Origin of the sequence: Klebsiella sp. B345, from assembly GCF_051131735.1 — a bacterium.
Lineage (GTDB): Bacteria > Pseudomonadota > Gammaproteobacteria > Enterobacterales > Enterobacteriaceae > Klebsiella.
The window spans coordinates 1,668,634-1,694,804 of the sequence record NZ_CP180443.1 but is presented as its reverse complement, the minus strand read 5'-3'; the positions used below and the strand labels follow the sequence as shown (position 1 = coordinate 1,694,804).

The following is a 26,171-nucleotide window of genomic DNA, read 5'->3' as shown; positions in this document are numbered from 1 at the left end:
AGACGCGCGGCGTCGGGGTTCATTTTTGTATATATATAAAGAGATTAAACGTGGCAAAGAACATTCAAGCCATCCGTGGCATGAACGATTATCTGCCGGGCGAGACCGCTCTCTGGCAGCGCATTGAAGGCTCACTGAAACAGGTACTCGGCAGCTACGGTTACAGCGAAATCCGTTTGCCGATTGTAGAGCAGACCCCGTTATTCAAACGCGCGATCGGTGAAGTCACCGACGTGGTTGAAAAAGAGATGTATACCTTCGAAGACCGCAATGGCGACAGCCTGACGTTGCGTCCGGAAGGGACGGCGGGCTGCGTACGTGCCGGCATCGAACATGGTCTCCTGTACAATCAAGAACAGCGCCTGTGGTACGTCGGGCCGATGTTCCGCCACGAACGTCCGCAAAAAGGGCGTTATCGTCAGTTCCACCAGATGGGTGTTGAAGTCTTTGGCCTGCAGGGCCCGGATATTGACGCGGAACTTATCATGCTGACCGCTCGCTGGTGGCGTGAACTGGGAATTGCCGATCACGTCGCGCTGGAGCTGAACTCTATTGGTTCGCTGGAAGCTCGCGCCACCTATCGTGATGCGCTGGTCGCCTATCTTGAGCAGTTTAAAGATAAGCTCGACGAAGACTGCAAACGCCGCATGTACACCAACCCGCTGCGTGTTCTGGATTCCAAAAATCCGGAAGTGCAGGCGCTGCTGAATGACGCACCTGCGTTAGGCGACTACCTGGATGAAGATTCTAAAGCGCATTTCGCCGGGCTGTGTGCTCTGCTGGATGACGCCGGTATTCGCTACACCGTTAACCAGCGCCTGGTGCGCGGGCTGGATTACTACAACCGTACCGTGTTTGAGTGGGTAACTACCAGTCTCGGCTCGCAGGGAACGGTGTGTGCCGGCGGTCGTTACGATGGCCTGGTGGAGCAACTGGGTGGACGTGCAACGCCGGCTGTGGGCTTCGCGATGGGTCTGGAACGTCTTGTTTTACTGGTCCAGGCAGTTAATCCGGAATTTAAAGCCGATTCCGTTGTCGATATATACCTGGTAGCCTCCGGAACCGACACCCAGTCCGCCGCAATGCGTCTGGCTGAGCGGGTTCGCGATGCGCTGCCCGGCGTTAAGCTGATGACTAACCACGGCGGCGGCAACTTTAAGAAGCAGTTTGCCCGCGCGGACAAATGGGGCGCTCGCGTTGCTCTGGTGGTCGGTGAGTCAGAAATTGCTGACGGAAACGTGGTGGTGAAGGATTTACGCTCAGGTGAGCAAACTACCGTAACGCAGGATAGCGTTGCTGCGCATTTGCGCGCACTACTGGGTTAATCTCCCGGGAATCATTAGTCAGGAGAAGGACTGCGTGGAAACGTATAACAACGAAAACGATCAGGTCGATGCGCTCAAGCGTTTCTTTGCCGAAAATGGTAAAGCGCTGGCCGTTGGTGTGATTTTAGGGATTGGTGCGTTGGTTGGCTGGCGCTACTGGAGCTCTCATCAGCAGGATACGGCGAGAGAATCGTCTTTATCCTACGAGAACGCGATTTCTGGGCTCAAATCAGACAAGCCTGAAGCGCTGACGACGGCGGAGAAATTCGCGGCTGACAACAAAAATACCTACGGCGCGTTCACCTCACTGGAACTGGCGCAGCGTTTTGTCGACAAGAACGATCTGCAAAATGCCGAAAAGCAGCTTCAGCAGGGCCTCGCCGCGGCGCCGGATGATAACCTGAAGTCGGTTATCAATATGCGTCTCGCGCGTGTACAGCTGCAGCTGAAGAAACCAGATGAAGCGCTGAAAACCCTTGATGGTATTAAAGGCGAGGGCTGGGTTGCTATCGTTGCCGATCTCCGTGGTGAGATTCTGCTCGATAAAGGCGATAAGCAAGGCGCGCGCGCAGCCTGGGAAGCTGGCGTGAAAAGCGATGCTTCACCAGCGCTCAGCGAAATGATGCGTATGAAAATAAATAATCTGTCCATCTGAGAGGGACTCGATGCAATTGCGTAAATTACTTTTGCCAGGGCTGCTTTCCGTTACTTTATTAAGCGGTTGTTCGTTGTTTAACAGCGAAGAAGATGTGGTGAAAATGTCACCACTGCCGACGGTGGAAAACCAGTTTACGCCGTCCACGTCCTGGAGCACCTCTGTTGGCGATGGTATCGGCGAATTCTATTCTAACCTGCACCCGGCTTTTGCGGACGGCGTGGTCTATGCGGCCGATCGTAAAGGTACCGTCAAAGCGCTGAACGCTGACGATGGTAAAGAAGTTTGGTCAATTAACCTGGCTGAGAAAGACGGCTGGTTCTCCCGGACCCCGGCACTGCTTTCCGGCGGTATCGCGGTCTCCGGCGGCCATGTCTATATCGGTAGCGAAAAAGCCCAGCTGTATGCGCTGAATACCAGCGATGGTACCGTAGCGTGGCAGGCGCGTGTGGCCGGTGAAGCGATTTCTCGTCCGGTTATCAGCGACGGCATGGTGCTGGTGCATACCAGCAATGGCCAGCTGCAAGCGCTGAACGAAACGGATGGTGCGGTCAAATGGACCGTCAACCTGGATATGCCGGCGCTGTCTCTGCGCGGTGAATCTGCTCCGGCGACCGCCTATGGCGCAGCCATTGTTGGCGGTGATAACGGTCGCGTGAGCGCCGTGCTGATGCAACAAGGGCAGATCATCTGGCAGCAGCGTATTTCCCAGGCAACCGGCCCGACCGAAATCGATCGTCTGAATGACGTAGATACCACTCCGGTTATCGTTAATGGCGTGGTTTATACCCTGGCGTATAATGGTAACCTGACGGCGCTGGATCTGCGTAGCGGCCAGATCATGTGGAAACGTGAGCTGGGCTCGGTGAACGACTTTATCGTTGACGGCGATCGTATCTACATGGTCGATCAGAATGACCGTATCCTGGCGCTCTCCACTGAAGGTGGTGTGACGCTGTGGACGCAAAGCGATCTATTACATCGTCTGTTAACGGCGCCGGTGTTGTATAATGGCAACCTGGTCGTTGGTGATAGCGAAGGCTATATGCACTGGATTAACCCAGAGGATGGTCACTTTGTGGCCCAGCAGAAAGTGGATAGCTCCGGCTTCCGTACCGACGCGGCAGTAGCCGATGGTCGGCTGCTGATCCAGGCAACAGACGGCACGCTGTATTCCATTACGCGTTAGTCGTAGCGATATACCCAGTTGACTCGGGTTGCTTCGTGCGACGGGAGACAGCGGTATAGTGCATATTGATAAACGGCCCCTGGCACACAGGGGCCGTTTTGACTTTTTTAAAAACGTCGTCAACACGACGTTGCATAGCAATTTGTAAGAGGCATTTAACATGATACCTGTGGTCGCGCTTGTCGGGCGCCCTAATGTTGGAAAATCCACGCTTTTCAACCGTTTGACGCGCACTCGTGATGCGTTGGTCGCGGATTTCCCGGGGCTGACTCGTGACCGTAAGTACGGTCGTGCTGAAGTTGAAGGTCGCGAATTTATCTGTATCGATACTGGCGGTATCGATGGCACAGAAGATGGCGTTGAAACCCGGATGGCGGAACAATCCCTGCTGGCGATTGAAGAGGCGGACGTGGTGCTGTTTATGGTTGATGCCCGTGCGGGTCTGATGCCGGCGGATACGGCGATCGCGAAACACCTCCGTTCTCGTGAAAAACCAACCTTCCTGGTGGCGAACAAAACCGACGGCATCGATGCCGATCAGGCGATTGCCGATTTCTGGTCGCTGGGACTGGGTGATATTCATCCGATCGCGGCATCTCACGGTCGCGGCGTTACCAGCCTGCTGGAGCACGTCCTGCTGCCATGGGCAGAAGAAATCGACCCGTCGGAAGAAGTCGATGAAGATGCGGCGTACTGGGCGCAGTTTGAAGCAGAGCAAAACGGCGAGGAAATTGAAGAGCCGGAAGATGACTTCAACCCGCAGGATCTGCCGATCAAACTGGCGATTGTCGGCCGTCCGAACGTCGGTAAATCAACGCTGACCAACCGTATCCTTGGTGAAGACCGCGTTGTGGTCTACGACATGCCGGGCACCACACGTGACAGCATCTACATTCCGATGCAGCGCGATGAGCGTGAATACGTGCTGATCGACACCGCGGGCGTGCGTAAGCGCGGAAAAATTACCGATGTAGTCGAAAAATTCTCGGTGATCAAAACCCTGCAGGCGATCGAAGATGCTAACGTCGTGATGCTGGTTATCGATGCTCGTGAAGGCATCTCCGACCAGGACCTCTCTCTGCTGGGCTTCATCCTCAACAGCGGGCGCTCGCTGGTGATTGTCGTCAACAAATGGGACGGCCTGAGCCAGGAAGTCAGAGAGCAGGTCAAAGAGACCCTGGACTTCCGTCTGGGCTTTATCGACTTTGCGCGCATCCACTTTATCTCCGCCCTGCATGGTAGCGGCGTGGGTAATCTGTTTGAATCCGTACGCGAAGCCTACGACAGCGCAACCCGTCGTGTCGGGACGGCGTTGCTGACCCGTATCATGACCATGGCCGCCGAAGATCACCAGCCGCCGCTGGTGCGCGGTCGTCGCGTGAAGCTGAAATATGCTCATGCCGGTGGTTATAACCCGCCGATCGTGGTTATTCACGGAAACCAGGTGAAGGATCTGCCGGATTCTTATAAACGCTATCTGATGAACTACTTCCGCAAATCGTTGGAAGTCATGGGGACGCCGATCCGCATCCAGTTCAAAGAGGGCGAGAACCCGTTTGCCAACAAACGTAATACCCTGACGCCAAACCAGATGCGTAAGCGTAAGCGCTTGATTAAACACATCAAGAAAAGCAAATAATTGAAAACCCGCCGCTGGCGGGTTTTTTTTATCCCTCAGGAACGTATCGTCCCTCTGAATGAATCCGCAACGCACAATGGGACGGCATGTATAATAACCGCATACTTTTTACTGATTATCTGGCAATCACGATGGCAGGGTCACGATGCAAGTAGGATTTATTGGACTGGGTGCGGTTGTCGAAACCGCCTATCTTCCGGCTCTCGGGCGTCTGGCGATACCGCTCACGGCGTGCTGGGGCTTTGATGCCAATGCCGGGAGAAAACTGCCGGGCATCACCTGCTGTGAGTCGCTGGCGGTGCTGCTCGACAAACCACTGGATCTGCTGTTTATCACCACCGCTTCGTTACAGCATCTGCCGGTGCTGGAAGCGGCGCTGGCCTCAGCCTGTCCGCGCATTGTGGTGGAAAAGCCGGTTGTTGCTACCCTGGAACAGATTGCCCGTCTGCGAGCACGGCTTAGCGATCCGCATACCGCGCGGCGGGTTCTGGCGCTCGATCACTGGATGGCGCGTGATGGCGCGCTGAAGCTGGCCTTAGGTGTGCTGGACGCCCGTTGGGAAGGTCCGGCACTAAGCCGCCAGCCGCTGGTCTCTTCAATCCGCGACATCGTCCGTATCGACGGCTTTTTGCAGGAGCCTAGCGGTTTTAATGCAAACGGCGAGCCGGTGGCGCTCAACTTTGCCACCGGTGAACCTGACACCCGTCAGCTGCGCCATCCCGATGGCGTGATCCTCGATATCGGTACCCACGTGCTGGCCATGCTGCGCGAAACCATTCGCTACTGTGGCGGGGACGATGACATTCATCTTGCGGTCCGGCAGGCCTGCGACCGGCTCGGTCACGCCATCGCGCCTGGTGATTTTCGCACTGCAGAAGGCAGCGCCCACCTGACGGGGGAGATCAGCGGTCTTGCGCTTAATATCTGGTTGAACAAATATGCCGGGCCTTCCGGAGGCCAGAAAGGGCTTCGCCTGTGGTTGCGTGATGGACGGGTTATCAGCCAGGATCGCCGCAATAATTGCGAAGTGGTGTCGTTGATTGACGGGGAGCACGTTGATAGCTGGCAGCGCGCCGGTGCCATCTACGACCACTGCCTGGGAGAGCATATTCTGGGCGACAACAGCCTGTTTGTCCGCGCGCCCGATGAGGTCGCCCGCTTAACTCAGCGGCGAATCAACGAGGTGGCGTTGCTGCTGGAACTACAGCAGCAATTACGCGGGCCACACTGAAAGTGATGCCATGATAAACTGGGCAGACAAACCTTCAGTAAGGAATCACCATGGAACTTGCCTGTCCTGTTTGTCACGCACCGCTGGAACTGCAGGGGCAGAGTGCGCACTGTAGCCACTGTGCAACAGACTTTGCCCCGGAGGCCCGCTGCCCGGATTGCCACCAGGCGCTTGAGGTATTAAAGGCGTGCGGGGCGGTGGATTATTTTTGTCAGCACGGACACGGGCTGATCTCGAAAAAGCGGGTGGAGTGGGTTCTGCCTGAGTAAGACAGACGCGCTGTCAGGCTTTTTTCGCCCGTGTTTTCTTCACGGGCGTGACCGTAGTGACTTCACTTTCAACCCAGCCGTCATTCAGGCGAGTGGAGAGCCGATCGCCGGCCTTCACCTGTTTGGTTTGCTTCAGCACTTTGCCATCGCTGGCTGAAGTGACGCTATAGCCGCGCGCCAGCGTCGCCAGCGGACTGACTGCTTCGAGATGGGTCACCATGCTGCCAAAACGTTCCCGTTGATCGCTCAAACGCGCGCGCATGTTTTCGGCAAGACGATATTCCAGTTGTTGAATCCGTGACTGAATGCGATGAATGCGCGGCTGCGGGTTCTGCATATTCAGGCGTTGTACGACGCGCTGTTGACGCTGATCGGCACGCTTCATCTGCGTTTCAAGCGCCTGACGCATACGCTCACGCAGGCGTTCCAGAGTCGTTTGCTGGCGCACCAGGCGCAACTGAGGATGCTGCTGCTGAAGGCGGTGGAACAGCTGGGTAAAGCGACGATGACGGTTGGCGATGAAATAGTCCATCGCCATTTCCAGGCGCTGCTGTCCGGACTGCAGCTGACGCAACAGCTCTTGCTGATTGCGGCTGACAATTTCCGCAGCAGCAGAAGGGGTTGGCGCCCGCAGGTCAGCGACAAAATCGGCGATGGTCACGTCGGTTTCATGCCCGACGGCGCTGACGACCGGAATGCGGCTGGTAAAAATCGCCCGCACGACCCGTTCATCGTTAAAGCTCCATAAGTCTTCCAGCGAACCGCCGCCGCGACCCACGATCAGCACGTCACACTCTGCACGTTGGTTGGCTAAGGCGATGGCGCGAACGATCTGCGTTGGCGCATCATCACCCTGCACTGCGGTCGGGTAGATAATCACCGGCAGTGACGGATCGCGGCGTTTGAGCACCTGCAAAATGTCGTGCAGCGCCGCGCCGGTTTTCGAGGTGATCACCCCGACGCAGTGGGCCGGAGAGGGGAGTGCCTGCTTGTGCTGTTGCTCGAACAGGCCTTCCGCCGCCAGCAAGGCTTTTAATTGCTCATACTTCTGCTGCAGTAGCCCTTCACCGGCGGGCTGCATGCTTTCAACAATAATTTGATAGTCGCCGCGCGGCTCATAAAGGGTGATATTGGCGCGAACCAACACCTGCTGCCCGTGCTGTGGGCGGAAGGTGACCCGACGGTTGCTGTTGCGGAACATCGCGCAACGCACCTGGGCGTTATCGTCTTTTAAGGTGAAGTACCAGTGGCCGGAGGAGGGCTGGCTGAAGTTTGAGATCTCGCCGCTGATCCAGACCTGACCCATTTCCTGTTCCAGCAGCATACGAACCGTCTGATTAAGGCGGCTGACGGTGAAAATGGAGGGAGATTTAGATGGCAACATGTGAGCAAGATCAAATTTTAAATCAGCAGGTTATTCAGTCGATAGTAACCTGCTGAGGGGCAATCGCAAGTATTATTTTCAAAAAAGGGTGGATGCAATCGGTTACGCTCTGTATAATGCCACGGCAATATTTATCCACCCTGGTCGAGATATTGCCCATGCTACGTATCGCTAAAGAAGCTCTGACGTTTGACGACGTCCTCCTCGTTCCCGCTCATTCTACCGTTCTGCCGAATACTGCCGATCTCAGCACTCAGCTGACGAAAACCATTCGTCTGAATATTCCAATGCTCTCCGCAGCCATGGATACCGTAACGGAAGCGCGCCTGGCAATTGCCCTGGCACAGGAAGGCGGCATCGGCTTTATTCACAAAAACATGTCTATCGAACGCCAGGCGGATGAAGTTCGCCGCGTGAAGAAACATGAATCCGGCGTGGTTTCTGACCCACAGACCGTCCTGCCGACCACCACTCTGCGTGAAGTGAAAGAACTGACCGAACGTAACGGTTTTGCCGGTTATCCGGTGGTGAACGAAGACAACGAACTGGTGGGGATTATCACCGGCCGTGACGTGCGCTTCGTGACCGATCTGAACCAGCCGGTCAGCGTTTACATGACCCCGAAAGAGCGTCTGGTCACCGTGCGTGAAGGCGAAAGCCGCGACGTCGTGTTTGCTAAAATGCACGAAAAACGCGTTGAAAAAGCGCTGGTCGTTGATGCCGGTTTCCATCTGCGTGGCATGATCACGGTTAAAGACTTCCAGAAAGCGGAACGTAAACCGAACGCCTGTAAAGATGAACACGGTCGTCTGCGTGTTGGTGCAGCGGTTGGCGCTGGCGCGGGCAACGAAGAGCGTGTTGATGCCCTGGTTGCTGCAGGCGTTGACGTACTGCTGATTGACTCCTCCCACGGCCATTCCGAAGGCGTTCTGCAGCGCATCCGTGAAACTCGTGCCAAATACCCGGATCTGCAAATCATCGGCGGTAACGTTGCAACGGGCGCCGGTGCTCGTGCCCTGGCTGAAGCCGGCGTGAGTGCGGTGAAAGTGGGTATCGGTCCTGGCTCTATCTGTACGACCCGTATCGTCACCGGCGTGGGTGTTCCGCAGATCACCGCGGTATCTGATGCTGTCGAAGCCCTTGAAGGGACCGGTATTCCGGTTATCGCCGACGGCGGTATTCGTTTCTCCGGTGATATCGCCAAAGCGATCGCCGCTGGCGCCGCGGCGGTCATGGTTGGTTCCATGCTGGCAGGTACCGAAGAATCTCCGGGTGAAATCGAACTTTACCAGGGCCGTTCTTACAAATCTTATCGCGGTATGGGTTCTCTGGGCGCGATGTCCAAAGGTTCTTCAGACCGTTATTTCCAGAGCGATAACGCGGCAGACAAACTGGTACCGGAAGGTATCGAAGGTCGTGTTGCCTATAAAGGCCGCCTGAAAGAGATCATTCACCAGCAGATGGGCGGCCTGCGCTCCTGTATGGGACTGACCGGTTGTGGTACCATCGACACCCTGCGTACTAAAGCGGAGTTCGTGCGTATCAGCGGGGCAGGTATCCAGGAAAGCCACGTTCACGACGTGACGATCACCAAGGAATCCCCGAACTACCGCATGGGCTCCTGATTTTCATCGCCCGGCCCTGCGCCGGGCGATTTTATTTAATCGCTACTGCTCTGGAATAAACGTCAATGACGGATAACATTCATAAACATCGCATTCTAATCCTGGACTTCGGTTCTCAGTACACCCAACTGGTTGCACGTCGCGTACGTGAATTAGGGGTTTATTGCGAGCTGTGGGCATGGGACGTGACAGAAGCTCAAATTCGTGAGTTCAACCCAAGCGGCATCATTCTTTCCGGCGGCCCGGAAAGCACCACCGAGCATAACAGCCCGCGCGCACCGCAGTATGTGTTCGACGCTGGCGTGCCGGTATTTGGCGTGTGCTACGGCATGCAGACCATGGCAATGCAGCTGGGTGGCCACGTTGAAAGCTCTACCGAGCGTGAGTTTGGCTACGCGCAGGTTGAAGTGAAAACCGACAGCGCGTTGGTTCGCGGCATCGAAGACTCCCTGAGCGCTGCTGGTCTTCCGCAACTGGACGTGTGGATGAGCCACGGCGACAAAGTGACCGCTATCCCGTCCGACTTCGTGACCGTTGCCAGCACCGAGACCTGCCCGTTTGCCATTATGGCCAACGAAGAAAAACGCTTCTACGGCGTGCAGTTCCATCCGGAAGTGACCCACACTCGTCAGGGCCAGCGTCTGCTGGAGCGTTTTGTGCTGGAAATTTGCGGCTGCGAAGCGCTGTGGACCCCGGCAAAAATCATCGAAGATGCGATTGTTCGCATCCGCGAGCAGGTTGGTGACGACAAAGTTATCCTCGGCCTGTCCGGCGGCGTTGATTCCTCGGTCACCGCGATGCTGCTGCACCGCGCCATCGGCAAAAACCTGACCTGCGTATTCGTCGACAACGGCCTGTTGCGCCTGAACGAAGCCGCGCAGGTGATGGACATGTTCGGCGACCACTTCGGCCTGAATATCGTTCACGTTGAAGGCGAAGAGCGTTTCCTGACTGCGCTGGCGGGTGAAAACGACCCTGAAGCCAAGCGTAAGATCATCGGCCGCGTCTTCGTGGAAGTGTTCGACGAAGAAGCGCTGAAGCTGGAAGACGTTAAGTGGCTGGCACAGGGCACTATCTACCCTGACGTCATCGAGTCTGCCGCTTCCGCGACCGGTAAAGCGCACGTTATCAAATCTCACCACAACGTGGGCGGCCTGCCGAAAGAGATGAAGATGGGCCTGGTTGAACCGCTGCGTGAGCTGTTCAAAGATGAAGTGCGTAAAATCGGCCTCGAGCTGGGCCTGCCGTACGACATGCTGTACCGTCACCCGTTCCCGGGTCCAGGTCTGGGTGTACGCGTACTGGGCGAAGTGAAGAAAGAGTACTGCGACCTGCTGCGCCGCGCCGACGCTATCTTCATCGAAGAGCTGCACAAAGCTGACCTGTACAACAAAGTGAGCCAGGCGTTTACCGTGTTTCTGCCGGTTCGTTCCGTTGGCGTCATGGGTGATGGCCGTAAATACGACTGGGTTGTTTCCCTGCGTGCGGTCGAAACCATCGACTTTATGACCGCCCACTGGGCGCACCTGCCATACGATTTCCTTGGCCGCGTGTCCAACCGCATTATCAACGAAGTGAACGGTATCTCCCGCGTGGTGTATGACATCAGCGGCAAACCGCCAGCTACGATTGAGTGGGAATAATCTCCCGGCTTGATTAAACAAAACCCTCTGTCGTGACAGAGGGTTTTTTCTTTATATAGCGCCAGGTTAATTATTCGTTTTATTTATGAGCTGTGGAACCTCGTTTGAAAAGCGAGCGCTGCGGGCGTCTCGTTCGTAACCCTGCTTCTGGCTAAGGATGGTGTAAAGCTCAGGGCGTCGTCCGTTGATCCAGCGTCGGCCAGTAGACATGGTCAGCAGGCTTAAATCCAGTGTGGCGCCGACCAGCATGTTTTCAAACATATCGGTCTCTTTAATGATTCGACCATAGGGATCGATAATCATCGCATTCCCGGTACGGACCTCTCCGTTATCCAGTCCTACGCCATTACTGAACAAAATAAACATACCGTTATCATGCGCCCTTGAGGGTAACCAGCGGAGTAACCATTCCCGGCCGCTGCTACCCTGGAATGCGGTTTTCAGTGCATCAGGATCCAGATAGCGATTTTCCCAAAGGGCTACGGGAATAGGTTTCATTCCGAACGGGCTGCGAGAATGTGTACCGCCAGTTTGATGAGGAGCCAGCAGGATATCCGCACCCAGCAGCGCAGTGGCTCGTACATTTTCCGTTAGATTATTATCCCAGCAGATCAATACGCCAACCTTCACACCCCATGGTGTATCGAAAACGGTAAAATGATCTCCGCTATCCAGCGCCGGGTGTTCAAAGGCGTGTAGCTTGCGGTGAACATGTTTCCGGCCATCTGGCATACAAACGACGTAAGCGTTATACAAGCGATCATCACTCGCTCTTTCAATAAGACCGACGCCAATGGCCATATCATAATTTTGTGCCAGGTGGGCAATTCGAGCCAGCGAAGGGCTGTCGTCAATGCGTTCGGCCAGTGCTCCAACGTCCTCGGCGGTGAGATCGATAACGTGCCAATAGCCGGTAATACACATTTCTGGAAACGCCAGAATTCGGGTGCCAGCGCGAGCAGCCTGATGGATAAATTGTTCCATGATGTCCAGGTTGTAGGGCTTGTCATTGGCGAGATGGCAGAACTGTACCGTTGCGACCTGAAGTTCGTTGTTCATAGGTATCACCTCATAGGAAAACTGGACTCATTACGCCAGTCGGAACATGGGATGTATAATCACGCTTTCTCCATGTTTGATAAGGGACTGGAATGGATATCAAGTTAATCCGGGCGTTTGTCACGTTGGCGCAACAGCGACGCTACCATGCGGCGGCGGATATTCTTTGTTTGACCCAACCGGCGTTGACGAAACAAATCCAGACCCTGGAACATCTAACGGGAATGACGCTTTTTCAGCGGGGACGGCAGGGGGCGCAACTCACGGCGGCGGGTGAGGCCATCTATACTCAGGCTTGTCTTTTTGTGGAGCAGCATGATGTGTTTTGTGCATGGACGGAGCAGGTCAGACGCGGGAATATCGGTAGCCTGGCGCTAGGATTCGGCATCTCAACTTTCCAGTTGGCTCCTGGGCATGTCAGAGCTTTTCGCCAGCAATTTCCCGAGATTGAGGTGTCGCTGAATGATATTTCATCCCATGACCAGTACCGGATGCTGCTGGAAGGGCAACTGAATGCCGGGTTTGTGCGTATGCCCGTTCCCGATGAACTGGAAGCACAGGCACTAATGGAGGAATATCTGGTTCTCGCTGTTCCCTCTGACACAATGGAGGACTTCTCGGATATTGCCTCCGTACTCCGGCAGTTCCCGCTACTGCAAATTAACCCACAACGTGGGCGCGGACTGGTGGAGCAAACTGCTCGTTTCTTAGACATCAATAATTTGACGGCTGACATAGTAGCTGATGCTGACGATATTCATACGCTACTGGCGCTTATCGCGACCGGTAATGGTGTCTCACTTCTCCCTGCTGGCGCCTGTCATCTGCTGCCAGCAAGCGTAAAACTGATTCCTGTAACCGGGGAACTTGCGCGCTGGCAGGTTGGTCTTGCCTGGAATCCTCAGGTGACGGATGCCGTCCGCGATCGTTTTATTACGATGGTCCTTTGAAAGTGCGCTGAAAAATGCCTATCGCACCCCATCTCTCCGGCACTATTGCTACGTTTGGGAATCGATGGTTCGCGGAATGTTCAGACTCGGGCGTAGTCTCTGGTTGCGAGCAATGGCCAGCGCCAGCCCGGCGACCATCAGCGCCAGTCCGGTGGACACCCCTAAACTTCCCTGAATCCCGAGATGTTGATTAAGCCAGGCATAGCCAAAGGGTGAAGCAGCAGCCAGCAGCTGGGCCGGGATCAGCAGGATACCGGTGCGACGGGCGTAATCCCGGGCGGCAAAAAGCTGTAGCGGCAGCGTGGCCTTAAACACCGTGGTCAGCCCATTAATGGCGCCATAGCCCAGTACAAACCCTGCAGCGGCCCACGCGATGCTGGCGGCGCTCAGGCCGAGGGCGAAACACAGCGGCATCAGGAAGGTGGTCAGCAGGGTAAGTTTCAGCGGCGTGAGCGCGGAGCCGGTCACGACCTCCAGAAATCGAGCGCCAGTTTGCCCCACGCCCCACAGCATTCCCACCGCCACCGGTAGCCCATAACTGGCAATAAATTCCGGCAGGTGAGTGGAGGTGCCATTGGAGACAAAGGTGACCAGCGCGATCAGCGTGGCGTACAGCAGCCCCATGCGCTTTTCATGACGCGAAGCGGGAAGACGCTCGCACTGGCGTATCGCGACGGGCTGGGTGTGATTGGGCATCCGCCAGAGCAGGAGCGCACTCAGCAGACCCAGCAGCCCGTAGATCAGCAGCGCGTGCCGCCAGTCCGTCACCGTCAGCAACGCGGCGCCCAGCGGCCAGAACAGGGCGGACGCTAACCCGCCCGCCAGCGTGACCCGGGAGATCGTTCGCCTCGCTTGCTGGCCGTAAAGATTCACTAGCGCGGCAAACAGCGCATCGTACAGCGCCAGACGCATGCCGATACCGGTAAGCAGCCAGGCGCCCAGCCAGCCAGGCAGGGTATGTATCCCGGCCATCATGAAACAGCCCACCGCTATTGCCAGCGTGCCGCAGAGCACGACCCGCTGGCCGCCTGCCCGGGCCAGAAGCGGGGCGACGAAAGGAGAGAGCAGCGCCATTATCAGCATGGCGAACGTCAGGCCAAGGTAGATGTGGATCGCGGGCCAGCCGGTGTCCTGGTGGATGGCGCGGGCAAAGGTGCCCGGCATATAAAATGAAATCCCCCAGTTAATCAGCTGATTGCACCCGACAGCCAGCGTGAGTAAAGCGGTAGGGGAGCGCGTTTGTTCAGTCACTTTTATGGTGTTCCAGTCAGTTATGCGGTTGTCGGCAGCATAACCCGCACGCTATTGTGCTGGCAGACCGGTTCATTTATGACCCTTATAAGAGAAACTTTGCAATGACGACGCTTAATCTGGGATATCTGGCGACCTTTCGGCTGGTGGTCCAGCGCGGGAGCTTTTCTGCCGCGGCCGATGTGTTGGGGCTATCGCAGCCTGCGGTCAGCCTGCAGGTACGCCAGCTGGAACAGTTTCTTCAGACCCGCCTGGTTGAGCGTACCGGACGTGGTATTAAAGCCACGTCCGCAGGAGAGGCGCTACTGGGTCACAGCGAGCATATCGACCGTGCGGTTAGCGCCGCGCTGCAGTCGGTCAATGAGTGTAATCATGAGATCGGTGGGTCGATAACGCTGGGGACGGGGGCCACGGCCTGCATTCACCTTTTGCCTCCGCTGTTACAGCAGTTGCGGCTGGCACATCCGCTGCTGACGGTCGGCGTCACGACCGGCAATACGGTTGATATTGTGCGGGCCGTGGAAGAGAACCGGCTCGATCTGGGGTTGGTGACGCTTCCTGCCAGCGGGCGTAGCCTGGCCGTCACTTCGCTGCTGGATGAGGAGTTTGTTTTTATCTTTGCCCGCGATGGCGACGAATTGCCATCGCTGCTGACGCCAGAACAGTTACAGGCGCTGCCGTTGATTGCCTTTGAGGCAGGAAGCGGCACCCGGGAGCTCATTGACGGCTGGTTCCGTGCCGCCGGGCTGCTGGTAGCACCGGTCATGCAGTTGGGAAGCATCGAGGCGATTAAACGCATGGTACGCGCCGGGTTGGGGTATAGCATTGTCCCGCGTATGGCGGTTGAGCAGCCTGAAGACCGACACGGATTATCTGTTCAGTCGCTGACGCCGTCTCTGCACCGACAGTTAGGTGTGGTCATGCGTCAGGATAAAATTCTCAGCAAAGGGATCGGTGAAATACTGCGTCTGCTACGCGGCGTGCGTTTCCCCGTTTAAGGCGATGCGACCGGCATGTGGCTGACACGACAGTGTCGGCTTATTCCCGCGGGGGAGTATCAACAGTAATCGTAGACTGCTGAGACTGGATCTTGTCCTGATGATGGTACCAGGCGCCGATGGAGGAGTAGACGAATCGTCCAAAGAAAAAGATAAAACTGATAAGCAGTACGATACGGGTCATGCGACGGTTAAATCGATGTCGTTTACGCATACTGGGTGCCTGACTCACAAAAGGTTCCTTAAAGTATACCCACAAGTGGGCGATATGGGTATTAAGGCACAGGAAGGGCGCAGGGTCAATTGATGGGGATGTAAAAATCCGCGGCTCAAACATTACTTAATGTTATGTAAGATGTTCATCACATTTACATGGTTTCTCGTTCGGCGGTTCAACGCCAAAAAATAAGATTTATTAATGTTAGAGCATAATTTATTTGATTTAAATCAACTGTGCGCGGCTGTTGGTCACTAAAATCGTCTGCTCGTTCCGCGTCATTATTATTTTCGCGGTCAGGATGGTTGGGTTGGATGCCTGCCTGAATATACCCTGCTGGAATCTGGGTTATCCATAGAGCATCAATGACAATAATTAAACAATATAAACAGTATCGGGATAAATGGTGGGCGCTGCCGCTTATCTTACCCACGCTTTTACTGCCTCTGGCAAGAGAGGCAAATACCTACGCTGAGCTCAACGGTAGTGAAGTTTCTCTTTACTATTTACCGTTAGCCCTGGTCCTCAGTCTGATGCTTTTTTTTGGCTGGGCGGCACTGCCAGGTATTATCATTGGCCTGCTGTGCACTATCGCGCGCGGAATGAGTCCAGGGAACGCGGTCAGCGTTATTTTCCATTTCCTGATCCCTGCCGTGCTGTGCTGGGGCGGATACCGAATCTTCGTGCCACACCGGCAGCATATTGCGCATGGCAACGTGAGCCTGATGCCGCACCGATTGTTCTGGCAAATGTTTCTGCCATCACTCATTTTCCTGGTGATTTCCCAATTGGCCGAGTATCTGGGGATGCATCCGCGACGGGCGGATCTGATTGGCGTAGATCCGCTAAGCTTGCGTACGCTAATTACTTTTCAGGCTTTGATGGTGGGCTGTTTAACCGGCGTGCCACTATGCTATTTTCTGATTCGTATTATTCGTAATCCATGGCATATCCGTGGGTTTATTTCACAGGCGAATCTACAGGTTGACCCAAAAATAAAATATGTCGAATTTGTGTTATGGGCTGCGTCATTGTTAATGTTATTGGCACTATTATTTATGCCGCTGAATAGCAGAAGTACGATATTTAGCACAAATTATACATTATCATTACTTATGCCGGTGATGTTATGGGGAGCGATGCGTTTTGGTTATCGCTATATCTCGCTGATCTGGTCGCTGGTGCTGATTTTTGTTATTCATTTTCACGAGCGCTATTTACCCTCTTCAATGGTTTATCATAACCAGATAGCCATCACCTCTTCGAGCTATCTGGTGTTCTCTTTTATTATTGCTTATATGGCTATGCTGGCGACCCAGCAGCGCATGATTCATGACCGGGTTCGGCGGATGGCATTTCTCGACCCGGTGGTCCATATGCCCAATTTACGGGCGCTGAGCCGCTCGTTAGATAACTCAATCTGGTCAGTGCTGTGCTTTTTGCGGATACCGGAGCTGGAACTGCTTGGCCGTCATTATGGCGTTCTGTTACGTATTCAATACAAACAGCAGCTTGCCGAGCATTTAAGCGACGTTTTACAACCGAATGAAGCCGTCTACCATCTTTCCGGCCATGACCTGGTGATCCGCCTGAACAGCGGTGAACATAAGGCACGAATGGCGACACTGGCTGAACACATCAGGCGGTTCCGCTTTGTCTGGGACGGGATACCTCTGCAGCCTACCGTCGGGATCAGCTACTGCAGCGTTCGCTCACCGGTTCAGCATCTCTATTTGTTGTTAGGCGAGCTTAACAATATTGCCGATATGTCACTGACCAGCGGCCAGCCGGAAAATCTGCAGCGCCGCGGTGCCGTGCATATCCAGTCCGAGCTGAAAGATAAAGTGGCGATGATGAACCAGATCCAGCAAGCGCTGGAAAACAATCAGTTTCAGCTGGCTGCCCAGCCGATCGTCGGCATTCGCGGCGATAGCTATCATGAAGTGTTGCTGAGAATGGTGGAGGAAGACGGAACGCTGATTTACCCGGAAACCTTCCTTCCGGTCGCGCATGAGTTTGGCCTTGCTTCGCGTATCGACCTGTGGGTGCTGGAGCACACCATCGCCTTTATGAACCAGCACCGGCAAACGCTCCCGGGACTACGGCTGGCGATGAACCTTTCACCGGTTTCCGCCAGCAGAAGCCAGTTCCCCGGCGAAGTGGAGATCCTGCTGGCGCACTACGATGTTGAGCCCTGGCAGTTAATCTTTGAGCTGACGGAAAACCATGCGCTCACCAATCCAGAACTTGCGCGGCAAACTGTAGCACAGCTGCAGACGCTAGGCTGCCGCGTGGCCATCCGTGATTTTGGCACGGGTTCCGCCAGCTATGCTCGACTGAAAAGTCTGGATGTCGATCTACTGCGTATTGACGGCAGCTTTATTCGCAATCTGCCTTCCAGCAGTCTTGATTACCAGGTGGTGGCATCGATTTGTCATCTGGCGAGGATGAAAAACATGCAGGTGGTGGCGGAGGCTGTCGATACGCCGGATATTCGACAGGTGGTGCAGTCACTGGGGATTGACTACCTGCAGGGCAGTGACATTGGCGCACCGGTTCCGCTGGCCTCTCTGGCGAACAGGGACATAGCAAAGGCTGGCTGACGGGTAAGAACGCGGCCGGGTTGTCTCAACCCGGCCTGCGGATTACATGCGGATTAGCTGTCGGGCTCTTCTTCGGCAATTTTCAGTAACCAGTCGGGCACGCCTTCCCAGTACTGCTGCTCTTTTTCCAGATCGAGCAGGACCAGCGCATTCTGGCTGAACCAGTCGTGCGGGAAGACCAGTGTCCAGTGGTTAGCTTCCGTTTTCAGACGCAGCGTAGGCGGCGTGGTGGTCGCCTGACGCTGGTTATTCAACAAGATGCCCAGGCGCAAAAGCTGAATCAGCGGCAGGAACTGCTTTTTCTTAAACAGCGTAAAGCGCGGCAAATCGTCCAGCTTGATGGCTTTACGATGATAGCGAACCAGCGTTGCCATCAGCATTTGCTGTTCCTGATTGAAGCCGGGCAAGTCGCTGTTCTGCAGGATATACGCCGAGTGGCGATGCATCCCGCTATGGTTAATATTCAGCCCCACTTCGTGCAGCATAACCGCCCATTTCAGCAACGCCGACAGATTCGGGTTGTCCAGTTTAGGATTCTGTTCCTGCCACTGTTCGAACATATGAGTGGTGGTTTCCAGCACCCGACGGGCCTGCTCGCGGTCGATATTGTACTGGTTTGCCAGGCTCTGTGCGGTGCGGCTGCGGATATCCTGATGGCGGAAACGTCCTTCCATTTCGTACAGCACGCCTTCGCGTAGTGCACCGTCGGACAGACGCAGCTCTTTGATCGCCAGGGCGTCAAAAACGCCGCTCAGGATCGCCAGTCCGGGAGCGAAAACCGCTTTGCGTTCCTCCGACAGCCCCGGCAGGCTGAGAGCATCGAAGTTTTTATACTTCAGAACTTCATCCACCAGCATTTCCAGACGTTCCGGGGTGATAAAACCGTCTTTCTCGCCCATCGCCACCAGTACTTCCTGCGCGGCTTTGATGGTGCCGGAGGCACCCAGCGCCACGTTCCAGCCCTGGATACGGAATTGCCATGCCAGCGTTTCCAGTTTCTGCACGGCCGACAGGCGCGCACGTTGGAAATTCTCTTTGTTAATGGTACCGCCAGGGAAGTAGATCTGCGAGAAGCTGACGCAACCCATGCGCCGGCTTTCCACCAACCGCGGTTCGAAATCCTCGCCAATCACCAGCTCCGTCGAACCGCCGCCGATATCGATGACCAGTTTTCGGCCCCTTTCCGGTTGCGTATGCTCAACGCCCATAAAAATCAGACGTGCTTCTTCATTACCCGAGATTATCTCAATCGGATAGGGAATCACCTTTTCCGCACGCTTGAGAAACTCAGCGGCGTTTGTCGCCTGACGTAAGGTATGGGTCCCGACGATGCATACGCTGGAGGGAGAAAAACCCTGCAGGCGTTCCGCGAACAGCGACAGGCAGTTAAGCCCGCGGGTTATCGCTTCTTCGCTAAGCACGGAGTTTTCATCCAGGCCATCGGCCAGGTGAACCCGCTGTTTCAGGCGGCCGATGATCTGCATCGCGCCGTCGACGACACGCGCGATCACCATATGAAAACTGTTTGAACCAAGGTCGACCGCAGCAAACTCCTGAGGACGAGGGGTTTTTTCGTTTATTGGCATAGTTAGTCGGGCTGTTCGAGTGATTTGAGATAGTCGTAGATCGCCAGCTGTGCGCGTACCTTACGGCGGTTGCCGCGCGGTACATAGCGATTACTCAGTTCTTTATCAAGATAGCGTGCTTTGACCGTGTCGTTGAACAACAGATCAAAAATATCCAGTACGCGCTGTTTCAGGCGCGGATCCAGCAGCGGGGCGGCCACTTCAATACGATAGTCTATATTGCGAGTCATCCAGTCTGCGGAAGAGAGCCAGACCTGTTTGTCGCCACCGTTTTCAAAGACATAGACGCGATCGTGTTCCAGGAAGCGGTCAACGATGCTGGTCACGCGAATGTTTTCGCTGATGCCTTCCAGGCCGGGGATCAGCGAGCACATGCCGCGTATCAACAGATTAACCGGAACCCCGGAACTGGAGGCCGCATACAGGCGATCTACCAGTCCTTTATCCACCAGGTTGTTCAACTTCAGCGTGATGCCGGAAGGTTGTCCGTTCTGGGCGTTGGCGATCTCTCTGTCGATCATTTCATACAGCAGGCGGCGCGAATTCTGCGGCGAAACCAGCAGATAATCGAAGCTTACCGGGCGGTATGGGTTTTCGATAAAGTTGAAGACGCGACGCACCTCATTGGTAATACGCGCATCGGCGGTCAGCAACGAATAGTCGGTATACAAGCGGGCGGTTTTTTCGTTGAAGTTGCCGGTACCGATATGGGCATAGCGGACCACTTCATCACCCTCTTTACGTGACACCAGGAACAGCTTGGCGTGAATTTTCAGGCCCGGCGCGGAGAAGATTACGTGCACGCCCGCTTCGGTCAGGCGTTTTGCCCAATGAATGTTGGCTTCTTCATCAAAGCGCGCCTGCAGTTCTACCACGACGGTGACTTTTTTACCGTTATGAGCAGCGTGGATCATCGAGTCGATAATGCGCGAATCTTTGGCAACGCGATAAATATTGATTTTGATCGCCAGCACGCTCGGGTCGAACGATGCCTGACGCAGCAGTTCCAGCACGTGCTCAAAGGTATGGTACGGATAGTACAGCAGCACGTCGCGCTCGCGAATCGCATCAAACCCGTTACGGAATTTATCGAACCAGGTGTGGCGAAGGCGCGGCAGTGGTTTGTTGACCAGATTGGCCTTACCGACGTTCGGGAAGCCGATAAAGTCTTTGAAATTATGGTAGCGACCGCCCGGCAGCATCGAGTCGTAGCGCGAAATAGAGAACATCTCGCGCAGCATTTCGACCATGGTGTCCGGCATGTCGCGCTGATAGACAAAACGTACCGGTTCCGCCGTCAGACGCTGTTTCAGGCTGGAGGACATCAGTTCCATCAGGCTCGATTCCATCTCGTGTACCAGGTCGTACTCGGCATCACGAGTCATTTTCATCGAGTAGGCGTTGAGCGCATCGTAGTCAAAGAAGCCTTTAAAAATGTCATCCAGGCAGTAACGTAGGATGTTATCAAGCAAAATCATTGGCTTGCGACGACGTGGCGCTTCCGGTGGCAGGTTCACAAAGCGCGGGACTTTATCTGACGGAATTTCCAGCAGGGCGTAATTAATGGTCTCGCCGCGGATGATTTCTACCGCCAGATAGGTGTAATCGTCTTTCAGAAACTGGATCAGATCCGTTTCAGGGTTAATCAGAATAGGGGTGATATGCTGGCGCAGATACTGTTTGAAGTAGTTGCGTAGCCAAGACTGCTGATTGACCGAGAGCTGGCGTTCGTTGATCAGGAAGATTTGATTACGCGCCATCTCCAGCAGCAGCTCGTTGTACAGGCTGTCAAACTCCTGGTCAGCTTTGAGGACCCGGGCCTGGATTTTACCTAATAAATGGCGAGAATGGGCGGTACTGCCTTGTTCTTCGCTAATAATTATGCGGCGCTTAAGTTCAGCGAAGCGCACTTTATAGAATTCGTCGAGATTGTTGGAGTAGATCCCCAAAAAGCGCATGCGCTCAATCAGTGGGTTGCTTTTATCCGCCGCTTCCTGAAGTACGCGTTCGTTAAAGGACAACCAGCTGAGTTCTTTCTCGATATATAGCTTTTCCTGGCCCATTACAACTCACACTCCGGTTGATTGATGTTGCTTTTTCATTATGGCGAGCTTTGCCATTGAATGTCCAACTATGTCAAAGAAGTATGACAGTTTTCTTTCAATATGCTGCGAAGAAAAAAGGTGCTGCTCGTTTGCTGATATTGTAGACAAAACAAGCTCCTTCCCGGGCGTCGTCGTTGCATAAACGGACATGGGATGAGGGTAGGGAGGACGGTATAGCCACCGATAAAATGCGCCAAAAAAAACGCCTCTGGGTCAAGCAGAGGCGTTGATGTTTATTCTTCGGCGGCATATCCCTGCGCCGGCAGAGGAACATTATCAAGCCTGGCCTGATTTCCCTCCATGCGCAGACGACCGTCGACAAACCAGCTCACAACCAGCGGATAAATCGCATGCTCCTGAGCCTGTACGCGGGCGGTGATATCGTCTTCGCTGTCGTCGGTGAAAACCGGCACTTTGGCTTGCAGAATGACCGGGCCGCCGTCGAGTTCATCGGTGACAAAATGCACCGACGTCCCGTGCTCTTCATCGCCGTTTTCCAGTACCTGACGGTGCGTGTGCAGCCCCGGGTATTTTGGCAACAGCGACGGGTGGATATTCAGCAGACGCCCCTGATAGTGGGCGACAAACGCCGGGCTAAGGATCCGCATATAGCCCGCCAGCACCACCAGATCCGGTGCGTAAGCATCGATCTCTTGCATCAGCTCGCGATCGAAGGCTTCGCGGTTGGCAAACTGGCTGGCCGTTAACGCGTGGGCCGCAACATGGGCTTCACGTGCACGTTCAAGGCCGAACGCGTCGGCCTTATTACTGAATACCGCTCGCAGGGTGCCGTTGATCTGTTTCCGGGCGCAGGCGTCGATAATTGCCTGCAAATTACTGCCGTTACCGGAAATCAGCACCACGATGTTTTTCATTCAATGACCACACGCTGTTCGGAATCTGAAGCTTTGATATAGCCTATTTTCCACGCGTTTTCACCTTTCTCGCTCAGCAGCGCAATGGCGCTGTCGGCGACATCGGCCGGCAGGGCGATAACCATACCGACACCGCAGTTAAAGGTACGATACATTTCATGGCTGCTGACGTTACCGGCAGTTTGCAGCCAGTTGAAGACTTCCGGCCATTGCCAGGAAGATTCATCGATGACAGCCTGGGTGTTATCCGGCAGCACGCGCGGAATGTTTTCCCAGAAGCCGCCACCGGTCAGGTGAGCGATAGCATGCACATCAACGTTGGCAATCAAATCCAGCACCGACTTGACGTAGATGCGGGTCGGCGCCAGCAGGTGGTCCGCCAGCGGGGTACCGTTCAGATCGGTGGTCTGAGGATCAACACCGCTGACTTCGATAATTTTACGCACCAGCGAGTAGCCGTTGGAGTGCGGGCCGCTGGAAGCCAGTGCCACCAGCACGTCACCATCGGCAACTTTGCTGCCATCGATGATTTCTGATTTTTCTACTACGCCGACGCAGAAACCGGCCACGTCATAGTCTTCCCCGTGGTACATCCCCGGCATCTCTGCCGTTTCGCCGCCAACCAGCGCACAGCCGGACTGCAGACAGCCTTCGGCGATACCGCTGATGACGCTGGCTGCCGTATCGACATCCAGTTTACCGGTGGCATAGTAGTCGAGGAAAAACAGCGGCTCTGCGCCCTGGACCACCAGGTCGTTGACACACATCGCCACGAGATCGATACCGATAGTATCGTGGCGCTTCAGATCCATCGCCAGACGCAGCTTGGTACCGACGCCATCAGTGCCGGAAACCAGAACTGGTTCGCGGTATTTTTGCGGCAATGCGCACAGTGCGCCGAATCCGCCCAGTCCACCCATCACTTCCGGGCGACGGGTTTTCTTCACCACACCCTTAATACGGTCGACGAGAGCGTTGCCTGCATCAATATCTACGCCGGCATCTTTATAGCTGAGAGAGGTTTTATCGGTCACTGCGAAATCTCCACACATTTGCGGTAGCAAGAAAAATCGGCGCAATTCTAACAGGGATAGCAAACGTTTGCGAGCCTGCTTTACAGTCGGCGTGAATCAGCCGCAATATGCACAAATTTGATACTGTTCACGAAAATGAAACCGGGTACATTCTTGTGCTTGCCACTGTCTGTGGGAATCGCCATCATGCCACTGAAACCGGTTTCTTTTTTGTGTTCAGGATAAAAGGAAGAGAACATGTCTGGATTTAAAGAAGGTTTTCTGTGGGGCGGCGCAGTGGCGGCGCATCAGCTTGAAGGGGGCTGGCAGGAAGGGGGGAAGGGCATCAGCGTGGCTGATGTGATGACCGCCGGAGCGCACGGCGTGCCGCGTGAAATCACCGATGGCGTCGTGGCGGGAAAAAACTACCCCAACCATGAGGCGATTGATTTTTACCATCGTTATAAAGACGACATTCAGCTGTTTGCCGAATTGGGCTTCAAGTGTTTCCGCACCTCGATTGCCTGGACTCGTATCTTCCCGCAGGGCGATGAGCTGACGCCAAATGAAGCCGGATTACAATTCTATGACGACCTGTTCGATGAGTGCCTGAAGCACGGTATTGAGCCGGTGATTACGCTCTCCCACTTCGAAATGCCGTACCATTTGGTAACGGAGTATGGCGGCTGGCGTAACCGTAAACTGATCGATTTCTTCGTGCGCTTTGCGAAAGTGGTATTCCACCGCTATCAGCATAAAGTGAAGTACTGGATGACATTTAATGAGATCAACAACCAGGCAAACTACCACGAAGACTTCGCGCCATTCACGAACTCAGGCCTGAAGTATCAGTCGGGTGAAGACCGTGAGCCGGTGATGTATCAGGCGGCGCATTATGAGCTGGTCGCCAGCGCTCTGGCAGTGAAGGCCGCGCGCGAGATTAACCCGTCGTTGCTGGTGGGCTGCATGATTGCAATGTGCCCAATCTATCCGCTCTCCTGCGCCCCGAACGATATGATGATGGCGATGAACGCCATGCATCGCCGCTACTGGTTCACCGACGTGCATGTCCGTGGCCGCTATCCGCAGCATCTGCTGAACTACTTCGCACGCCGCGGGTTTGAGCTGGATATCACCGACGCGGATCGCCAGGCGTTGAGCGAGGGCTGCGTCGACTATATTGGCTTTAGCTACTATATGTCCTTCGCGACCAAAGCGACCGACGATAACCCACTGCTGGATTATGACGAGACAAAAAGTCTGGTCTCCAACCCGTACGTCCAGAAATCAGACTGGGGCTGGCAGATTGACCCCGTGGGCCTGCGTTACTCCCTGAACTGGTTCTGGGATCACTATCAGCTGCCGCTGTTTATTGTTGAGAACGGTTTTGGCGCCATCGACGTGCGCGAAGCGGACGGCACGGTGGACGATCGCTACCGCATCGATTATCTCTCCGCACATATTGCCGAGATGAAAAAAGCGGTGGTTGAGGACGGCGTGGATCTGATGGGCTATACCCCATGGGGATGTATCGATCTGGTGTCCGCCGGCACCGGCGAAATGAAAAAACGCTATGGCTTTATTTACGTTGATAAAGATAATGAAGGCAACGGTACGCTGAACCGCAGCCGTAAGACATCATTCGCCTGGTATCAACAGGTTATTAGTACCAACGGTGATACGTTGTAGTTGACCGTTCATTTCATCCAACCCCGCTTGTGCGGGGTTTTTTTTATTCTGTTTTATACTGGCTCAGGCAGCGTAAAGCATTTTGGTTGATCCCGGTCAAACATATCGGCTATGGCGCAAATGGAAAAAAGCGGTATAATCCCGCGATTTTTTTTGTGGCTGCCCCTCAGAGGAGAAAGAAAATGAAGATTGTGGAAGTGAAACACCCGCTCGTCAAACACAAGCTGGGCCTGATGCGTGAGCACGACATCAGCACCAAACGCTTCCGTGAACTTGCCTCAGAAGTAGGGAGCTTGCTGACTTATGAAGCGACCGCCGACCTGGAAACAGAGAAAGTCACCATCGAAGGGTGGAACGGTCCGGTAGAAGTCGAGCAGATCAAAGGTAAGAAAATCACCGTTGTGCCGATTCTGCGTGCTGGTCTGGGCATGATGGAAGGGGTTCTGGAACATGTACCGAGCGCGCGTATTAGCGTGGTGGGTATTTACCGTGACGAAGAAACCCTGGAGCCGGTTCCTTACTTCCAGAAGCTGGTGTCAAACATCGATGAGCGCATGGCGCTGGTGGTTGACCCGATGCTGGCAACCGGCGGTTCAATGATCGCGACAATCGATCTGCTGAAAAAAGCAGGCTGCTCCAGCATTAAGGTGCTGGTGCTGGTGGCGGCGCCGGAAGGTATTGCCGCACTCGAAAAAGCGCACCCGGACGTGGAGATGTACACCGCGTCCATTGACCAGGGCCTCAACGACCACGGATACATTATTCCGGGGCTCGGCGATGCCGGCGATAAGATTTTTGGTACCAAGTAATTGAATGAATAATAAGAAGCCGACTTTAAGAGTCGGCTTTTTTTTGAATAAAACAA

The 26,171-nt window shown here is 54.8% G+C and carries 21 protein-coding genes; 13 read left to right on the top strand and 8 right to left on the bottom strand.

The window, feature by feature from the left end; all coding sequences use genetic code 11:
* Positions 1-50 precede the first annotated feature (50 nt).
* The 6 genes from hisS (at position 51) to ACMYSO_RS07840 (ending at position 6,308) form a co-directional block, all read left to right on the top strand.
* The gene (gene hisS, locus ACMYSO_RS07865) at positions 51-1,325 is read left to right on the top strand and encodes a histidine--tRNA ligase (protein WP_123755371.1); all 1,275 of its coding nucleotides are present in this window, start codon (positions 51-53) and stop codon (positions 1,323-1,325) included.
* 34 nt (positions 1,326-1,359) lie between these two features.
* Entirely contained in the window at positions 1,360-1,980 is a 621-nt protein-coding gene (locus tag ACMYSO_RS07860; protein WP_174507706.1) for a YfgM family protein, read from the top strand.
* A gap of 10 nt (positions 1,981-1,990) precedes the next feature.
* The gene (bamB, locus tag ACMYSO_RS07855; protein WP_123755369.1) at positions 1,991-3,169 is read left to right on the top strand and encodes an outer membrane protein assembly factor BamB; all 1,179 of its coding nucleotides are present in this window, start codon (positions 1,991-1,993) and stop codon (positions 3,167-3,169) included.
* A gap of 160 nt (positions 3,170-3,329) precedes the next feature.
* Positions 3,330-4,808: a ribosome biogenesis GTPase Der gene (gene der, locus ACMYSO_RS07850; RefSeq protein ID WP_123755368.1), complete on the top strand. Its 1,479-nt coding sequence runs from the start codon at positions 3,330-3,332 to the stop codon at positions 4,806-4,808.
* 145 nt (positions 4,809-4,953) lie between these two features.
* On the top strand, positions 4,954-6,039 hold the full coding sequence (locus ACMYSO_RS07845) for a Gfo/Idh/MocA family oxidoreductase (RefSeq protein WP_434670035.1): 1,086 nt from the start codon (positions 4,954-4,956) through the stop codon (positions 6,037-6,039).
* Positions 6,040-6,089: 50 nt separating this feature from the next.
* A complete protein-coding gene (locus ACMYSO_RS07840; protein WP_434670034.1) occupies positions 6,090-6,308 on the top strand; it encodes a zinc ribbon domain-containing protein in 219 nt (72 codons plus the stop codon).
* Positions 6,309-6,321: 13 nt separating this feature from the next.
* Here ACMYSO_RS07840 and xseA read toward each other — a convergent pair whose 3' ends face one another.
* Positions 6,322-7,692: an exodeoxyribonuclease VII large subunit gene (gene xseA / locus ACMYSO_RS07835; protein ID WP_434670033.1), complete on the bottom strand. Its 1,371-nt coding sequence runs from the start codon at positions 7,690-7,692 to the stop codon at positions 6,322-6,324.
* Positions 7,693-7,850: 158 nt separating this feature from the next.
* On the opposite strand from xseA, the gene guaB reads away from it, so the two are divergent.
* Together guaB and guaA are read left to right on the top strand one after the other, a co-directional pair.
* Complete coding sequence (gene guaB, locus ACMYSO_RS07830; RefSeq protein WP_123755364.1) at positions 7,851-9,317, top strand: IMP dehydrogenase; 1,467 nt, start codon at positions 7,851-7,853, stop codon at positions 9,315-9,317.
* A gap of 65 nt (positions 9,318-9,382) precedes the next feature.
* Positions 9,383-10,960 (top strand): glutamine-hydrolyzing GMP synthase, encoded by a 1,578-nt coding sequence (guaA, locus tag ACMYSO_RS07825; RefSeq protein WP_434670032.1) that lies wholly within the window; start codon positions 9,383-9,385, stop codon positions 10,958-10,960.
* 66 nt (positions 10,961-11,026) lie between these two features.
* Here guaA and ACMYSO_RS07820 read toward each other — a convergent pair whose 3' ends face one another.
* A complete protein-coding gene (locus ACMYSO_RS07820; protein ID WP_434670031.1) occupies positions 11,027-12,019 on the bottom strand; it encodes a nitrilase family protein in 993 nt (330 codons plus the stop codon).
* A 92-nt stretch (positions 12,020-12,111) separates the two neighbouring features.
* On the opposite strand from ACMYSO_RS07820, the gene ACMYSO_RS07815 reads away from it, so the two are divergent.
* Positions 12,112-12,969: a LysR family transcriptional regulator gene (locus ACMYSO_RS07815; RefSeq protein WP_434670030.1), complete on the top strand. Its 858-nt coding sequence runs from the start codon at positions 12,112-12,114 to the stop codon at positions 12,967-12,969.
* A gap of 48 nt (positions 12,970-13,017) precedes the next feature.
* On the opposite strand, the gene ACMYSO_RS07810 is transcribed toward ACMYSO_RS07815, so the two are convergent.
* The gene (locus ACMYSO_RS07810) at positions 13,018-14,133 is read right to left on the bottom strand and encodes an MFS transporter (protein ID WP_434670769.1); all 1,116 of its coding nucleotides are present in this window, start codon (positions 14,131-14,133) and stop codon (positions 13,018-13,020) included.
* Positions 14,134-14,324: 191 nt separating this feature from the next.
* Here ACMYSO_RS07810 and ACMYSO_RS07805 point away from each other — a divergent pair, with 191 nt between their 5' ends.
* Complete coding sequence (locus ACMYSO_RS07805) at positions 14,325-15,218, top strand: LysR family transcriptional regulator (protein ID WP_434670029.1); 894 nt, start codon at positions 14,325-14,327, stop codon at positions 15,216-15,218.
* A gap of 40 nt (positions 15,219-15,258) precedes the next feature.
* Here the strand turns inward: ACMYSO_RS07805 and ACMYSO_RS07800 are convergent, their stop codons facing one another.
* Positions 15,259-15,432, bottom strand: coding sequence for a YfgG family protein (locus ACMYSO_RS07800; RefSeq protein WP_154144172.1), 174 nt, complete (start codon positions 15,430-15,432; stop codon positions 15,259-15,261).
* 368 nt (positions 15,433-15,800) lie between these two features.
* On the opposite strand from ACMYSO_RS07800, the gene ACMYSO_RS07795 reads away from it, so the two are divergent.
* Positions 15,801-18,038 (top strand): EAL domain-containing protein, encoded by a 2,238-nt coding sequence (locus ACMYSO_RS07795; RefSeq protein ID WP_434670028.1) that lies wholly within the window; start codon positions 15,801-15,803, stop codon positions 18,036-18,038.
* Between the two features lie 53 nt (positions 18,039-18,091).
* Here ACMYSO_RS07795 and ppx read toward each other — a convergent pair whose 3' ends face one another.
* The 4 genes from ppx to purM form a co-directional block, all read right to left on the bottom strand.
* Positions 18,092-19,624, bottom strand: a complete 1,533-nt coding sequence (gene ppx, locus ACMYSO_RS07790; protein ID WP_434583567.1) for an exopolyphosphatase — start codon at positions 19,622-19,624, stop codon at positions 18,092-18,094.
* Between the two features lie 2 nt (positions 19,625-19,626).
* Positions 19,627-21,687, bottom strand: a complete 2,061-nt coding sequence (gene ppk1 / locus ACMYSO_RS07785) for a polyphosphate kinase 1 (protein ID WP_434583568.1) — start codon at positions 21,685-21,687, stop codon at positions 19,627-19,629.
* 275 nt (positions 21,688-21,962) lie between these two features.
* Positions 21,963-22,604, bottom strand: coding sequence for a phosphoribosylglycinamide formyltransferase (gene purN, locus ACMYSO_RS07780; protein ID WP_434670026.1), 642 nt, complete (start codon positions 22,602-22,604; stop codon positions 21,963-21,965).
* Complete coding sequence (gene purM / locus ACMYSO_RS07775; protein ID WP_123755354.1) at positions 22,601-23,638, bottom strand: phosphoribosylformylglycinamidine cyclo-ligase; 1,038 nt, start codon at positions 23,636-23,638, stop codon at positions 22,601-22,603. Before purM ends, purN begins: the two co-directional genes overlap by 4 nt.
* A 237-nt stretch (positions 23,639-23,875) precedes the next feature.
* Between purM and ACMYSO_RS07770 the strand changes: the two genes are divergently transcribed.
* Positions 23,876-25,306, top strand: a complete 1,431-nt coding sequence (locus tag ACMYSO_RS07770) for a 6-phospho-beta-glucosidase (RefSeq protein ID WP_434670025.1) — start codon at positions 23,876-23,878, stop codon at positions 25,304-25,306.
* A 182-nt stretch (positions 25,307-25,488) separates the two neighbouring features.
* Positions 25,489-26,115, top strand: a complete 627-nt coding sequence (gene upp, locus ACMYSO_RS07765; RefSeq protein WP_434583573.1) for a uracil phosphoribosyltransferase — start codon at positions 25,489-25,491, stop codon at positions 26,113-26,115.
* Positions 26,116-26,171: the final 56 nt, after the last annotated feature.